Source organism: Mycobacterium sp., from assembly GCF_036490025.1.
Lineage (GTDB): Bacteria > Actinomycetota > Actinomycetes > Mycobacteriales > Mycobacteriaceae > Mycobacterium.
In genome coordinates, this window is record NZ_DASXEP010000069.1 from 1 (window position 1) to 13,913 (window position 13,913).

The 13,913-nt window shown below is 66.0% G+C and carries 14 protein-coding genes; 3 read left to right on the forward strand and 11 right to left on the reverse strand.

Translation table 11 applies throughout. The features are described from left to right. The coding region (gene serA, locus VGG53_RS07440) for a phosphoglycerate dehydrogenase (RefSeq protein WP_331517398.1) at window positions 1-910 on the reverse strand (910 nt) is incomplete at its 3' end. A gap of 156 nt (window positions 911-1,066) precedes the next feature. Here serA and VGG53_RS07445 point away from each other — a divergent pair. Further along, window positions 1,067-1,594, forward strand: coding sequence for a DUF4262 domain-containing protein (locus VGG53_RS07445; protein ID WP_331517399.1), 528 nt, complete (start codon window positions 1,067-1,069; stop codon window positions 1,592-1,594). A 23-nt stretch (window positions 1,595-1,617) separates the two neighbouring features. Here VGG53_RS07445 and ilvC read toward each other — a convergent pair whose 3' ends face one another. The 3 genes from ilvC to VGG53_RS07460 form a co-directional block, all read right to left on the reverse strand. Further along, entirely contained in the window at window positions 1,618-2,619 is a 1,002-nt protein-coding gene (gene ilvC, locus VGG53_RS07450) for a ketol-acid reductoisomerase (RefSeq protein ID WP_331517449.1), read from the reverse strand. 77 nt (window positions 2,620-2,696) lie between these two features. Continuing rightward, window positions 2,697-3,212, reverse strand: coding sequence for an acetolactate synthase small subunit (gene ilvN / locus VGG53_RS07455; RefSeq protein WP_331517400.1), 516 nt, complete (start codon window positions 3,210-3,212; stop codon window positions 2,697-2,699). A 52-nt stretch (window positions 3,213-3,264) separates the two neighbouring features. Continuing rightward, window positions 3,265-5,166, reverse strand: coding sequence for an acetolactate synthase large subunit (locus VGG53_RS07460; RefSeq protein ID WP_414688905.1), 1,902 nt, complete (start codon window positions 5,164-5,166; stop codon window positions 3,265-3,267). A gap of 277 nt (window positions 5,167-5,443) precedes the next feature. Between VGG53_RS07460 and VGG53_RS07465 the strand changes: the two genes are divergently transcribed. Continuing rightward, window positions 5,444-5,848 (forward strand): PH domain-containing protein, encoded by a 405-nt coding sequence (locus VGG53_RS07465; RefSeq protein WP_331517401.1) that lies wholly within the window; start codon window positions 5,444-5,446, stop codon window positions 5,846-5,848. Here VGG53_RS07465 and VGG53_RS07470 read toward each other — a convergent pair. Then, entirely contained in the window at window positions 5,845-6,699 is an 855-nt protein-coding gene (locus VGG53_RS07470; RefSeq protein ID WP_331517402.1) for a DoxX family protein, read from the reverse strand. The genes VGG53_RS07465 and VGG53_RS07470 overlap by 4 nt on opposite strands. Window positions 6,700-6,843: 144 nt before the next feature. Here VGG53_RS07470 and VGG53_RS07475 point away from each other — a divergent pair, with 144 nt between their 5' ends. Further along, complete coding sequence (locus VGG53_RS07475) at window positions 6,844-7,965, forward strand: PQQ-dependent sugar dehydrogenase (RefSeq protein ID WP_331517403.1); 1,122 nt, start codon at window positions 6,844-6,846, stop codon at window positions 7,963-7,965. Between the two features lie 12 nt (window positions 7,966-7,977). Here VGG53_RS07475 and VGG53_RS07480 read toward each other — a convergent pair whose 3' ends face one another. The 6 genes from VGG53_RS07480 to gatC all read right to left on the reverse strand — a co-directional run bounded on the left by VGG53_RS07480 (window position 7,978) and on the right by gatC (window position 13,886). Beyond that, window positions 7,978-8,466, reverse strand: coding sequence for a flavin reductase family protein (locus tag VGG53_RS07480; protein WP_331517404.1), 489 nt, complete (start codon window positions 8,464-8,466; stop codon window positions 7,978-7,980). Between the two features lie 47 nt (window positions 8,467-8,513). Further along, complete coding sequence (locus VGG53_RS07485) at window positions 8,514-9,365, reverse strand: alpha/beta hydrolase (protein ID WP_331517405.1); 852 nt, start codon at window positions 9,363-9,365, stop codon at window positions 8,514-8,516. A 46-nt stretch (window positions 9,366-9,411) separates the two neighbouring features. Beyond that, window positions 9,412-10,935: an Asp-tRNA(Asn)/Glu-tRNA(Gln) amidotransferase subunit GatB gene (gene gatB, locus VGG53_RS07490; RefSeq protein ID WP_331517406.1), complete on the reverse strand. Its 1,524-nt coding sequence runs from the start codon at window positions 10,933-10,935 to the stop codon at window positions 9,412-9,414. 42 nt (window positions 10,936-10,977) lie between these two features. Beyond that, window positions 10,978-12,009, reverse strand: coding sequence for an ATP-dependent 6-phosphofructokinase (locus VGG53_RS07495; protein ID WP_331517409.1), 1,032 nt, complete (start codon window positions 12,007-12,009; stop codon window positions 10,978-10,980). Window positions 12,010-12,108: 99 nt separating this feature from the next. Beyond that, window positions 12,109-13,590 carry an Asp-tRNA(Asn)/Glu-tRNA(Gln) amidotransferase subunit GatA gene (gatA, locus tag VGG53_RS07500; RefSeq protein WP_331517410.1) on the reverse strand — a complete coding sequence of 494 codons (1,482 nt, stop codon included), beginning with the start codon at window positions 13,588-13,590 and terminating at the stop codon, window positions 12,109-12,111. Further along, window positions 13,587-13,886: an Asp-tRNA(Asn)/Glu-tRNA(Gln) amidotransferase subunit GatC gene (gene gatC / locus VGG53_RS07505; RefSeq protein WP_331517411.1), complete on the reverse strand. Its 300-nt coding sequence runs from the start codon at window positions 13,884-13,886 to the stop codon at window positions 13,587-13,589. The genes gatA and gatC overlap by 4 nt, the downstream gene beginning before the upstream one ends. Window positions 13,887-13,913 lie beyond the last annotated feature (27 nt).

Here is a 13,913-nt window from a genome sequence, read left to right on the forward strand (position 1 = left end):
CCAGCGCCAGCCGCACGCTCTCGGCCACGTCGGTGCCGGCCCGATCCTGCGCCTCTTCGGTCGATGCCCCCAGATGCGGCGTCACCACCACTTGCGGCAACTCGAAAAGCGGGCTGTCGGTGCATGGTTCACTCGAGTACACGTCCAGACCGGCGGCGCGCACATGGCCGCTGATGACCGCTTCGGCCAACGCCGCCTCGTCCACCAGGCCGCCGCGGGCGGCGTTGACGATGATGACGCCCGGCTTGGTCTTGGCCAACGCGTCCTTGTCGATCAGACCGGCAGTCTCGGATGTCTTCGGCAGGTGCACCGAGATGAAGTCGGCCCGGGCCAGCAGTTCCTCCAGGGGCAGCAGTTCGATGCCCAGCTGCGCGGCGCGGGCCGGCGAGACATACGGGTCATAGGCGATGACGTGGGTGCCGAAGGCCTCGATCCGGGCAGCGACCAACTGGCCGATGCGGCCGAGCCCCACGATGCCGACTGTCTTGCCGAAGATTTCGGTGCCCGAGAACTTCGACCGCTTCCAGGTGTGTTCACGCAACGTGGCGTCGGCCGCCGGGATCTGCCGCGACGCGGACAGCAGCAGGGCCAGCGCGTGCTCGGCGGCGCTGTGGATGTTCGACGTCGGGGCGTTGACCACCAGCACACCTCGTTCGGTGGCGGTTTGGACGTCGACGTTGTCCAGGCCGACGCCGGCACGGGCGACGATCTTCAGTTTCGGCGCCGCGTCCAGCACCTCGGCGTCGACGGTGGTGGCCGAGCGGACCAGGAGCGCGTCGGCTTCGGGCACTGCGGCCAGCAGCTTCTCCCGGTCTGGGCCGTCCACCCAGCGCACCTCAACCTGGTCACCCAGGGCTTCGACAGTCGATTCGGCAAGTTTGTCAGCGATAAGAACGACAGGCAGGCTCACGCGGGCAAGCCTAAGCGGTGATCGCAAGCGCGGCGAAGCCGGGCGTAGCGGGTCACGGCCATGAGCCGTGGTCGCTGTTGTGCCGGTTTGCGGAGCCTACGAGTGTCGGTACCCGGGTGAATCCTGTCGACAAGCGCGACGACAGGAGAAATACCCATGTGCTGGAAATGCGATCACCCGGACTCCACCATGCAGGAGTGGCTGGATCTCATCTACGAGAAGGTGCAAGAGAACGGCTGGGTCGTGCAATTCGTGGAAAGCGACCGGACGCCGTTCGCCTACACGATCGGTTTGCACGAGCGCGGACTGCCGGAGCTGCTGGTGACGGGCATGCCACCGGAGCGGGCAAACCTGGTGCTCAACACCGTCGCCGAGTATCTCGTCGACGGTGGAAGGCCGGTACCCGGGGAGCGGATGCTGATCGGTGGTGAGCTACTGCTCGATTTCGTCCAGGTGCAACACGCGGATGCGCACCTGAAGTTCGCCTTTTCTTTCTACGGCCCTGACCTGCGCGCCCTACAGCTGGTCTGGCCCGACGAGCGGGGCATCGGCCGTGGTGCAGCGAATTCAGCAACGGCGGGGTGCGACAGCCGGTGCTCGGCGTGTGGGTCGAGCCACCCGACTAATTCGGCGAGGCGCGAAATCGGCGTTAGCGCGACGACACGCCGAAAGTTGCCGCGCTAACGCCGATCTGGACGAAGTAAGGGCTAGGCGGTCTCGGTGATCGGCCGGTCTACCCAGCTCATCAGGTCGCGCAGCTTCTTGCCGGTGACTTCGATGGGGTGTTCGGCGTTCTCCTTGCGCAGACCCTCGAGTTCCTTGTTGCCGCCCTCGACGTTGGCGACGAGTTTCTTGGTAAAGGTGCCGTCCTGGATGTCGCGCAGGATGGCGCGCATGCGCTCTTTGGTCTCGGCGTCGATCACCCGCGGACCCGACAGGTAGCCGCCGAACTCCGCGGTGTCAGAGACCGAGTAGTTCATCCGCGCGATACCGCCCTCGTACATCAGATCGACGATCAGCTTGAGCTCGTGCAGCACCTCGAAGTAGGCCATCTCCGGCGGGTAGCCCGCCTCGACCATCACGTCAAAGCCGGTCTTGACCAATTCCTCTGTGCCACCGCATAACACGGCCTGCTCGCCGAAGAGATCCGTTTCGGTCTCGTCCTTGAAGGTGGTCTTGATGACGCCCGCGCGGGTGCCGCCGATGGCCTTGGCGTAGGACAACGCCAGCGCCTCGCCATTGCCGGCGGGGTCCTGGTCGACAGCGATCAGAGCCGGGACGCCCTTGCCGTCGACGAACTGGCGGCGCACCAAGTGCCCCGGGCCTTTCGGCGCCACCATCGCGATGGTGACATTGCCCGGCGGCTTGATCAGGTCGAAGTGAATGTTGAGCCCGTGCCCGAAGAACAACGCATCCCCATCCTCGAGGTTGGGTTCGATGTCGTTCTTGAAGATGTCGGCCTGCGCAGTGTCGGGTGCCAGCAGCATGATGACGTCGGCCCACTTGGCGACCTCGGCCGGGGTGTCGACGGTCAGGCCCTGGTCCTCGACTTTGGCCCGCGACTTCGAGCCTTCCTTCAGGCCAACCCGAACCTGAACGCCGGAGTCGCGCAGGCTCAATGAGTGCGCGTGGCCCTGGCTTCCGTATCCGATCACGCCAACCTTGCGACCCTGAATGATCGACAGGTCGGCATCATCGTCGTAGAACATCTCCAAAGCCACCTGAATGTCTCCTTCTTTTTTTCTAGCCGTCTGGGGTTTCTGATTTGAGATTCGAACTGGATTAATTATTTGGCAGTGCCGATACCGCGTGGTCCTCGGGACAGCGAAACGACTCCCGATTGCACGATTTCGCGGATGCCGAACGGCTCGAGCACCTTCAGCAACGCCTCGAGCTTGCCGCGATCACCGGTGGCCTCGATGGTCAATGATTCCGGCGACACGTCAATCACTTTGCCGCGGAACAGGTTCACTGCTTCGATCACCTGGCTGCGGGTTCCGGCGTCCGCGCGCACCTTGATCAGCGCCAATTCACGAGACACCGAGTTGTCGCCGTCCTGCTCGATGATCTTGATGACGTTGATGAGTTTGTTGAGCTGCTTGGTGATCTGCTCGAGCGGGGTGCTCTCGGCGGACACCACGATGGTCATCCGCGACATGTCCTTCTGCTCGGTGGCCCCGACAGCCAGCGACTCGATGTTGAACCCGCGCCGCGAGAACAGTGCCGCCACGCGGGCCAGCACACCGGGTTTGTCTTCGACCAGCACCGACAAGGTGTGCGTGGTCGACGATGATCCGGTCATATGCGCCGCTCCTCCTCATCGCTACGCTGCTCTGCATCGTCGTCGGCGCGCATCAGGCGTGCCCTTCGGTCTCGTCGTCGAACAGCGGACGGATGCCACGGGCAGCCTGGATCTCGTCGTTGGAGGTCCCGGCAGCCACCATCGGCCACACCTGCGCGTCGGCGCCGACGACGAAGTCGATCACCACCGGTCGGTCGTTGATCTCTCGCGCCTGGTTGATCACGTCGACGACGTCTTCCTCACGCTCGCAACGTAACCCGACACAACCCAGCGCCTCGGCCAGCTTGACGAAGTCCGGGATCCGGTGCGAGTGGGTGGCCAGGTCGGTCTGCGAGTACCGCTCCCCGTAGAACAGGCTCTGCCACTGTCGCACCATGCCCAGGTTGCCGTTGTTGATCACTGCGACCTTGATCGGCGCGCCTTCGATCGCACAGGTGGCCAGCTCCTGGTTGGTCATCTGGAAGCAGCCGTCACCGTCGATCGCCCAAACCTCGGCCTCCGGACGGGCCAGCTTGGCGCCCATGGCCGCCGGCACGGCGAAGCCCATGGTGCCCAGACCGCCGGAATTGAGCCAGGTGCGCGGCTTCTCATAGGAGATGAACTGCGCGGCCCACATCTGATGCTGGCCGACACCCGCGACGTAAACCGCGTCGGGGCCGGCGATCTCACCCAGCTTCTCGATGACGTACTCGGGGCTCAAGCTGCCGTCGCTTTGCGGCCCGTAGCTCAACGGGTAGGTGTCCTTCACCCCGTCGAGGTAGGTCCACCAGTCGGCGATATCAGTGGTTTCCGCGGTGCCAGCATCCCTGCGGTGACGCAGCGCCGCGATCAGCTCGGTGATGACGGCTTTGACGTCGCCGACGATCGGCACGTCGGCGTGCCGGTTCTTGCCGATCTCGGCGGGGTCGATGTCGGCGTGGATGACCTTGGCCTCGGGCGCGAACGAGTCGAGCTTACCGGTGACGCGGTCATCGAAGCGGGTGCCCAGCGCGATCAGCAGGTCGCTGCGCTGCAGCCCCGCCACCGCGGCCACCGTGCCGTGCATACCCGGCATGCCCAGATGCTGGCGGTGGCTGTCCGGGAACGCGCCGCGGGCCATCAGCGTGGTCACCACCGGGATGCCGGTCAGCTCGGCAAGCTCGCGCAGCCGCTCGGTGGCCTCGCCGCGGATGACGCCGCCGCCGACGTAGAGCACGGGTTTGTGCGCCGCGGCGATCAGCTTGGCGGCTTCATGGATCTGACGGTTATGCGGCTTAGTGTTCGGCTTGTAGCCAGGCAGATCCATGCGTGGTGGCCAACTGAACGTGCACTGGGCTTGCAGCACGTCTTTGGGGATGTCGACGAGTACTGCGCCCGGCCGACCGCTGGATGCGATGTGGAATGCCTCGGCCATCACCCGCGGGATCTCGTCGCCGTCGCGCACCAGGAAGTTGTGCTTGGTGATCGGCATGGTGATGCCGGAGATATCGGCCTCCTGGAACGCGTCCGTCCCGATCAGTGCGCGTCCGACCTGCCCGGTGACAGCGACCACGGGGACCGAATCCATCTGGGCGTCGGCCAACGGCGTCACCAGGTTGGTGGCGCCGGGACCCGAGGTGGCCATGCAGACGCCGACCTTCCCGGTGGCGTGTGCGTAGCCGCTGGCCGCGTGACCGGCGCCCTGCTCGTGGCGAACCAGGACATGCCGCAGCTTCTTCGAGTCGAACAGCGGGTCGTACACAGGGAGCACGGCACCACCGGGGATCCCGAAGATGACCTCGACGTCGAGCTCCTCCAGCGACCTGATTACCGACTGCGCACCGGTGAGTTGCTCAGGTGCAACATGTTTCGGCCGGACAGTCGGCGGCTTAGCGGCGGGCTTGGCCGCATCGGACGCGATACGTGCCACATCCTGCGACGCAGGCTTCGAAGCCGGTGCCTGCGGCTCGGAGTGCGGCCTGGTGGGTGCGCTCACTGTGTCCTCTGTCCCTCTTGTCACTGCTTGGTTCTGCGCTTGTTCTGGAGAGTTGGTGGGCAACAAAAAACCCCCGTCAGCTCAGCAGCTGCACGAGGGTTGCGCGTTGGTCTGGCTTGATCAGTCAGGCACCAACGCGCAGGCGGATTACTACGAGCTCTCCAAAAGTGTTCATCGCCCAACGACGGTAGCCTCCGTACTGGTCAAAGGTCAAATCCCGGTGGCGGCCGGACTCTCGGGTGCGACCCGGGTCGGGCGTCGATGCCATGATGCATGCATGGCCACCGATTCAGCGGAGGAAGCCGCAGCCGCCCCGCCGGTGGTGATCAAAATTTCGCCGATGGCGCACTTCGCGGTGGGTTTCTTCGCCCTTGGGCTGCTCGTGCCGGTGCTGACCTGGCCGCCGACGGCTCCACTGCTGATCATCCCGGTGCTGTTGTCGGCGTTGGTTATTCGGCTTCGCACGCAGGCCGACGACAACGGGGTCACGACGCGCACACTGCTCGGCAGTCAGTCGGTGCGCTGGGATGAAATCGACGGGCTGAGGTTCCGCCGGGGCTCCTGGGCGCGCGCGCAGCTGAAAAGCGGTCGCGACCTGCGGTTACCTGCGGTCACCTTTGCAACGCTGCCGCTACTGACCGCGGCCAGCGCGGGCCGAGTGCCCAACCCGTACGCGGATTAGCTCACCGGGTTGGCGCCGTTGAGCAGCACCCACAGCCCAACACCGGCGCCGATGCCGACCACCAAAGCGGCAAATGAGCCGATGAATGGTCGCCGGGCCCAGCCCCGACCTGCGTCGAAGCCATAGCGGCCGGGCCCGACCAGGATGACGGCGGCGGCCATCACGACCAGCGTGATTTCGTATTCGTGACCATTCGGCAGGAAGTACGGGAACGACTTGGGACCGTGCTGGGCGGACATCCCGGCCAGCAGGCTGTTGGTCAGGTAAGCCAGCGCGCCCGCCGCGGCCAGCGGGGTGAACAGCCCAAGCACCAGTAGCACTCCGGCGGCGATCTCGCCGCCCGCGGCGCAGTAGGTGAGGATGTCGGCGTGCTGGTAGCCGATGTCGGACAGCGCATCCTTGAAGCCCGTCAGACCCCGTCCGCCCCACCAGCCGAACAGCTTTTGCAGGCCATGCGCGACGAACACGGCACCAAGTCCCACTCGCAAAATCAACAAACCCATGTGCTGAGTGCCGCGACGGCCGGCGGCTCGGATGCGCTCGTCGTCGAAGTGCTCGTGCCCGTCTACCCCGTCAGGCGTGAATATCGAGTGCCTGCCGGTGGGTTGGGGTTGATACGGCAGCGGCTCCTGCCCACCGATCAGCCCGAACCCGGTGCTAGACGAGCGGACGCTGCCGGAGTCAGCGGAGTCGTAGTGCGGGATGAGGGTCGTCTCGAAATCGCCTGCATACGTGTCTGACGGCAGGTCGTCTTCGGGGTCGACCAAACTTGCCGAAGCCGGTCGCGCCGGAGTTGGCACCGCGGATGAGTCCGGTCGCTGCCAATTTGCGTCATGCGGTTGACTGCTCACGCGACTCAGGGTAAGGGCAAATTCCTGCGAATCGGGGATTTGAGCGGCGCTTTCGCTGTTCCGATTTGCGCGTCGTCGCGGGTGGGATGTTGTTTGCGGGGCCGTCGCGGGCGGCCGAGCCGACATATCCGTAATCTGGCAGCTATGCGGTTGTGGAGGTCGGAGCGGCGCGGTCTGGCCGTGCTCTGCTCGACGATGCTCGTTTTGGCTGGTTGCGCCCAGTTCAACAACGTTCAGTCGCAACCGTTCACCACCAACCCCGAACGGCACGCCCCGCCGAGTTCCACGCCGCCGCCGCCACCGCCGCTGCCCGACAAACCATTCCCGAAGGAATGCCCCGCGCCGGGGGTGATGCAGGGCTGCCTGGAGAGCACCAGCGGGCTGCTCATGCAACCCGACAGCAAGTCGGCACTGGTCGCCGAGCGGACGACCGGCGCGGTCAAAGAGGTGTCGGTGAGCGCGGAGCCCAAGGTGAAGACGGTCATCCCGGTCGACCCGGCCGGCGACGGCGGACTGATGGACATCGTGCTCTCGCCGACCTACAAACAGGACCGGCTGATGTACGCCTACATCAGCACCCCGACCGACAATCGGGTCATCCGAGTCGCCGACGACGACATCCCCAAAGACATCTTGACTGGAATTCCCAAGGGCGGCAACGGAAACACCGGCGCGCTGCTCTTCACCAGTCCCACCACGCTGGTCGTGCTGACCGGCGACGCGGGCAACCCGGCGATGGCCAGCGACCCGGCATCGCTTGCCGGAAAGGTGCTCCGGCTCGAGCAGCCCACCACGCTTCACCCGGCACCGCCGACCACCGCGCTCAGCGGCCTCGGTGCCGGCGGCGGCCTGTGCACCGACCCCGTCGACGGCTCGCTCTACGTCACCGACCGCACTCCCACCGCCGATCGGCTGCAGCGAATCACCAAGGACTCCAAGGTTTCCACGGTGTGGACGTGGCCGGATCGACCAGGTGTGGCCGGCTGCGCGGCGCTGGACGGCACCGTTCTGGTCAACCTGGTCAACACCAAGCAGACGGTGGCCGTCCACCTTGCGCAGGGCACCGGTGCGGTCACCGGTCCACCCGACGTCGTTCGCCAGGACACCCACGGGCATGCCTGGGCCCTGCGGATGTCGCCGGACGGCAACGTGTGGGGCGCGACCGTCAACAAAACCAGCGGCGACGCCATGCGGCTCGACGACGTGGTGTTCCCGCTATTCCCGCAGGGCGGCGGCTTCCCGCGAGCCAACGAGGACAAGACCTGACCGGCAGCGGCCTCAGGCCTGGTGGCCTGGTGTCAGATCAGCGACGTCGGGAAAGCTGACCAGATCGTCCGACGGCTCGCCGGCAGCTGCGGTGCCGGGTTCCAACAGGTAACCGATGTGGTCGCCGACGTCGACCCGTTTCAGCGTTTTGCCGACGAACCAGGCCACCGCGTCGTCAAGGATCGGCATGCCCTGCGGCCCGGTGTGCCACGCACAGTGCTCGAATTTGTTGACCTGGTCACCGGTTTGGCCGCCGAACAGGCGGGCCAGCCCGATGTGGCGGCGCTCCACGACGTGCACCGCCAGGTATTCGGATCGGGCCGCCACCCGGCAGGTGTGATTGGTCCTGGAGATCCCGGTCAGGAATCGTGGTGGATGCATGCTGGTTTGAGTGGCGAAACCGACCAGGCAACCCGACATTTCGCCGTCGGCCTGCGTCGTCACCACAAACATCGTGTAGTCCAGCATCGCGACCAGCCGGTCGAAAGGTTCATCGCTCACATCGTCATCATGACGCAACCGCTGCGGCGATTCGGGCGCACGCGCGACTATGTGGTGCCAGAGCTACTTTCGTCGTCCTCGAACAAAAACTCCTCCACCAGAGCGCTCACCAGAGGTGGATTCTCCAAGCCGGCCAGGTGAGCCACCCCGTCGAGCACCCGGACCGACGAGTTGGGAATGGCATCGGCCATCGCGATCGCTTCCCGCGGTGGGAACGTCACATCCTCCGCACCGCCGACGGCGAGCACGGGTGTCCGAATGGTGCCCAGCAGCGCCCGCTGGTCCGGCCGGCGCGGAACCACGCTCTTCACCGCCCACGAGACAGACGTGACATCAACGGCTTTCACCGCTGTACGAACATGCGCCACCACGTCCGGACGCTGCCGAAAGGTGGTCGGCCCCAGGAACGCCTTCAGCACAGGCCGATTCAGCAGCGGTCCGATCCCTCCGGACCACTTCGCCAGCCGAAGCAGCATCGCGAATTGCACCTTCTGGCGGACACTGGCCCGGCCGGCCGTGCAATTCATCAGCACCGCTCCCCCGATCCGCTCGGGATGGGATGCAGCGAAGGTCGCGCCGATCATGCCGCCCCAGGAATTGCCGACGAAGTGAGCCCGGTCGATGCCGAGCCCATCAAGGATGTCGACCACGCAGCGCGCGCAGTCGTCGAAGCTGAACATCGCCGTCAGCGGCTGGCTGCCGCCCTGCCCGGGCGGGTCGACCAGCACCACCTGCCGGCGCGCGACGAGATCGCCGGCCACCCCGTGCCACATGTCACCGGTCATCAACAGACTGGGCCAGAAGACGATCGGCGAGCCGGACCCCCCGACTTGCAGCCGGATTCGGCCGAGCACGGTGTCCACCATCTGCTCGCGAAGCTGATCGCCAATGCTGGTCATCGCCGCCTCCTACCCACCGGATGGACCAAACCTTGAGCAGCTTGTTCTAGCTGCACGCCTCAAGCACCAGCTCGCGCACCCGCGCCGCGTCTGCCTGTCCCTTCGTCGCCTTCATCACGGCGCCGACGATCGCACCGGCTGCCTGCACTTTGCCGCCGCGGATCTTCTCGGCCACATCAGGATTGGCGGCCAGAGCTTCGTCGACCGCGGCCTGGATCAGCGAATTGTCGCGCACGACGGCGAGTCCGCGCGAGGTCATCACCTGTTCGGGCTCACCTTCTCCGGCCAGCACACCCTCGACGACTTGGCGGGCCAGCTTGGTGGTCAGCGTGCCGTTGTCCACCAGCGACACCACCGCTGCGACTTGGGCTGGGCTGATTGGTAATTGGTCGAGTTCGACGCCGGCCTCGTTTGCCTTCTGCACCAGGAAGTTGCCCCACCAGGCCCGTGCTTGATCGCTGGAGGCGCCCTGCTCGACTGTCGCGGTGACCAAATCGACGGCACCGGCGTTGACCAGATCCCGCATCACCTCGTCGGAAATGCCCCAGTCTTGCTGAATTCGCTTGCGGCGCAACCATGGTAGTTCGGGGATCGTTTCCCGCAGCTGCTCGACGAGGTCACGGCTGGGGGCGACCGGCTCCAAGTCGGGCTCGGGAAAGTAACGGTAGTCCTCCGCGGTTTCCTTGGTGCGTCCCGAGCTGGTGTAGCCGTCCTCGTGAAAGTGCCTGGTCTCCTGGATGACTCGGCCACCCGACTCCAAAACAGCGGCCTGACGCCGCATCTCGTAGCGGACCGCGACCTCGACGGATTTCAGCGAGTTGACGTTCTTGGTCTCGGTGCGGATGCCGAATTCGCTGGCGCCCTTGGGCTTCAGCGAGAGGTTGGCGTCGCAGCGCATGGAGCCCTGGTCCATCCGCACGTCGGAGACGTCGAGCGAGCGCAGCAGGTCGCGCAGCGCGGTGACGTAGGCGCGGGCGATCTCCGGTGCCCGCTCGGCGGTGCCGTCGACGGGCTTGGTGACGATCTCGATCAGCGGGACGCCGGCTCGGTTGTAGTCGGCCAGCGAGGTGGTCGCCCCGGCGATCCGGCCGGTGTCGCTGCCCAAGTGGGTCAGCTTGCCGGTGTCCTCCTCCATGTGGGCGCGCTCGATCTCCACGCGAAAGGTGGTGCCGTCATCGAGCGGGACATCGAGGTAGCCATGGACGGCGATCGGCTCGTCGTACTGGGAGATCTGGTAATTCTTCGGCTGGTCCGGATAGAAGTAGTTCTTCCGCGCGAACCGTCCCCACGGCGCGATGTCACAGTTGAGCGCCAGCCCGATCCGTATCGCCGACTGCACGGCCGCCTCGTTGAGCACCGGCAGCGATCCCGGAAGGCCGAGGCACACCGGGCACACCCGGGAGTTGGGCTCGGCGCCGAACTCGTTGGCGCAGCCGCAGAACATCTTGGTGGCGGTGGACAGCTCGACGTGCACTTCCAAGCCGAGCACCGGGTCGTAACGCGCGAGCACATCGTCGTAGTCGAGCAGCTCCGCGCCGGGCGCACGGGCAGCGCTCGCAGCAGAAGTCATGCAGTCGATCCTAATTGGCCGGCGAGGCGGCCCTGCCATCGACTAGCCGAAGAAGGCGGCGGCGTCGTCGTAGCGACTCTGCGGGACCAGCTTCAGCTGGCGCACCGCGTCGGCCAACGGCACTCGGCCGATGTCCTGGCCGCGAAGCGACACCATCTGCCCGTATTCGCCGGCATGCGCGGCGTCGGCGGCGTTGACGCCGAATCGGGTTGCCAGCACGCGGTCGTAGGCGGTCGGCGTACCGCCGCGCTGAACGTGGCCGAGCACGGTCACCCGCACGTCTTTGTTGATGCGTTTTTCGACTTCGACCGCCAACTGGGCCGCCACGCCGGTGAATCGCTCGTGACCGAACTCGTCCATCCCACCTTCGGCCAGCTTCATCGAACCTTCGGCCGGTTTGGCTCCCTCGGCGACCACGCAGATGAAATGGGAGTCGCCGCGCTGGAAGCGCCGCTTGACCAAGCGGCACACCTCATCGATATCGAAGGGTTGCTCGGGAATCAGCGTCATGTGCGCGCCCGAAGCCAGCCCGGAGTTGAGCGCGATCCAGCCGGCGTGCCGACCCATCACCTCCACCAGCATCACGCGCTGATGCGACTCGGCCGTGCTGTGCAACCGGTCGATGGCTTCGGTCGCCACCGTCAACGCGGTGTCATGGCCGAAAGTCACGTCGGTGCAATCGATGTCGTTGTCAATGGTCTTCGGCACACCGACCACCGGCACATTCTCCTCGGACAGCCAGTGCGCAGCGGTCAATGTGCCCTCACCGCCGATCGGGATGAGCACGTCGATGCCGTTGTCGTCCAGCGTCTGCATGATCTGGTCCAGCCCGGCCCGCAGCTTGTCGGGATGGACGCGCGCAGTGCCCAGCATCGTTCCGCCCTTGGCGAGCAGCCGGTCGTTGCGGTCGTCGTTGGCCAGTTGCACGCGCCGGTTCTCCAGCAACCCGCGCCAGCCGTCCCGGAATCCGACCACCGATGACCCGTACCGCGAGTCGCAGGTGCGCACCACCGCCCGGATGACGGCGTTGAGCCCAGGACAATCGCCGCCGCCGGTGAGAATTCCGATCCGCATGCCTTCATCTTGCCCGCTCGTGGGCGTCGAGATCGACCTTAGCGCGACCTCCACTCGACTTTTTCCGCGTTGCCGTCGATCTCGACGACTCAGAACGGCTTAGAGTGCCGAGGGCAGTGGACCTCGGGCCGCCTCGTAGGCGGCCCCCACCCGATAGATCCGATCGTCGGCCAACGCGGGCGCCATGATCTGCAACCCGACCGGCAGGTTGTCGTCTTCGGACAATCCCGACGGCACCGACATACCGCAGTGTCCGGCCAGGTTCAGCGGCAGCGTGCACAGGTCGAACAGATACATCGCCAGCGGGTCGTCGACCTTCTCGCCCAACGGGAACGCCGTCGTCGGCGTGGTGGGCGATATCAGGACATCGACGGATTGATACGCCGCATCGAGGTCGCCCGCGATCAGCGTGCGTACCTTCTGCGCCTGGTTGTAGTAGGCGTCGTAGTAGCCGGCGGAGAGCGCGTAAGTGCCAATCATGATGCGCCGCTTGACTTCCGGACCGAACCCAGCGGCCCGGGTCAGCGCCATGACCTCTTCGGCGCTGTGTGTGCCGTCGTCGCCGACCCGCATCCCGTAGCGCATCGCATCGAATCGAGCCAGGTTGCTCGATACCTCCGACGGCAGAATCAGGTAGTAGGCGGCCAGCGCGTGATCGAAATGGGGACAGTCGACTTCGGACACGTCAGCGCCGATGGCGGTCAACTGCTCGACGGCACGATTGAACGACGCCAACACCCCGGGCTGATACCCCTCGCCGCGCAGCTGCCGGACCACGCCGACGCGCACGCCGGTCAAATCGCCTGCCGCTCCGGCCTTCGCGGCGCAGACGATATCGGGGACATCGGCGTCGATCGAGGTGGAATCGCGTGCGTCGTGTCCGGCGATCACCTGATGCAGCAGCGCGGTGTCCAGCACGGTGCGCGCGCAGGGCCCGCCTTGGTCCAGCGAGGACGCGCAGGCCACCAGCCCGTAGCGGGACACCGTGCCGTAGGTGGGTTTGACCCCGACGGTGGCGGTCAGCGCGGCCGGCTGGCGGATCGAGCCACCGGTGTCGGTCCCGATGGCCAGCGGCGCCTGGAACGCTGCGAGCGCTGCGGCACTGCCGCCGCCCGAACCGCCCGGCACCCGATCGGTGTTCCACGGGTTGCGGGTCGGGCCGTACGCGGAGTTCTCCGTCGAGGAACCCATCGCGAACTCGTCCATGTTGGTCTTGCCGAGGATTGGGATACCGGCCGCACGCAGCCGCGCGGTCACGGTGGCGTCGTAGGGCGAACGCCAGCCCTCGAGGATCTTCGAACCGCAGGTGGTGGGCATGTCGACGCTGGTGAACACGTCTTTGAGCGCCAACGGGACTCCGGCCAGCGGCGATGCCGGCTGCTTCCCGGCGGCGAGCGACTTGTCGACAGCGGCCGCGGCTGACAGCGCAGCGTCGGCCGCCACATGCAGGAATGCGCCGTACCGCTGATCGGTTGCCGCGATCTGGTCCAGGTGAGCCTGGGTGACTTCGGTCGACGACAGCTCGCCGGCGGCGATCTTCGCGGCCAGCGTCGCCGCGTCCTGCCTGATGATGTCCGTCATTCCGGTTCCCCGAGGATCTGCGGGACAGCGAAGCGACCGTCGAGGGCTTCGGGTGCTTCGGCGAGCGCCTCCTGCTGGGTCAGGCAGGGCGCGGTCTGGTCTGGGCGGGTGACGTTGACAGCCTTGAGCGGGTTGTCGGTCGCCTCGACGCCGGTGACATCGACCGCTTGGATCTGACCGACGTGGGTCAGGATGGCGTCGAGTTGGCCGGCGTAGTTGTCCAGCTCGTCGTTGGTCAACGCCAACCGGGCCAACCGGGCTAGATGGGCCACCTCGTCGCGGGAGATCTGGGACACGACTGAAAAGCGTAGCCAGGCAAGCCA

Bases quoted from the DNA above. Each gene is read 5' to 3' on its own strand.
- VGG53_RS07445 (WP_331517399.1), top strand. From the start codon at position 1,067: ATGTGCTGGAAATGCGATCACCCGGACTCCACCATGCAGGAGTGGCTG.
- ilvC (WP_331517449.1), bottom strand. From the start codon at position 2,619: ATGTTCTACGACGATGATGCCGACCTGTCGATCATTCAGGGTCGCAAG.
- ilvN (WP_331517400.1), bottom strand. From the start codon at position 3,212: ATGACCGGATCATCGTCGACCACGCACACCTTGTCGGTGCTGGTCGAA.
- VGG53_RS07465 (WP_331517401.1), top strand. From the start codon at position 5,444: ATGGCCACCGATTCAGCGGAGGAAGCCGCAGCCGCCCCGCCGGTGGTG.
- VGG53_RS07475 (WP_331517403.1), top strand. From the start codon at position 6,844: ATGCGGTTGTGGAGGTCGGAGCGGCGCGGTCTGGCCGTGCTCTGCTCG.
- VGG53_RS07485 (WP_331517405.1), bottom strand. From the start codon at position 9,365: ATGACCAGCATTGGCGATCAGCTTCGCGAGCAGATGGTGGACACCGTG.
- gatB (WP_331517406.1), bottom strand. From the start codon at position 10,935: ATGACTTCTGCTGCGAGCGCTGCCCGTGCGCCCGGCGCGGAGCTGCTC.
- VGG53_RS07495 (WP_331517409.1), bottom strand. From the start codon at position 12,009: ATGCGGATCGGAATTCTCACCGGCGGCGGCGATTGTCCTGGGCTCAAC.
- gatA (WP_331517410.1), bottom strand. From the start codon at position 13,590: ATGACGGACATCATCAGGCAGGACGCGGCGACGCTGGCCGCGAAGATC.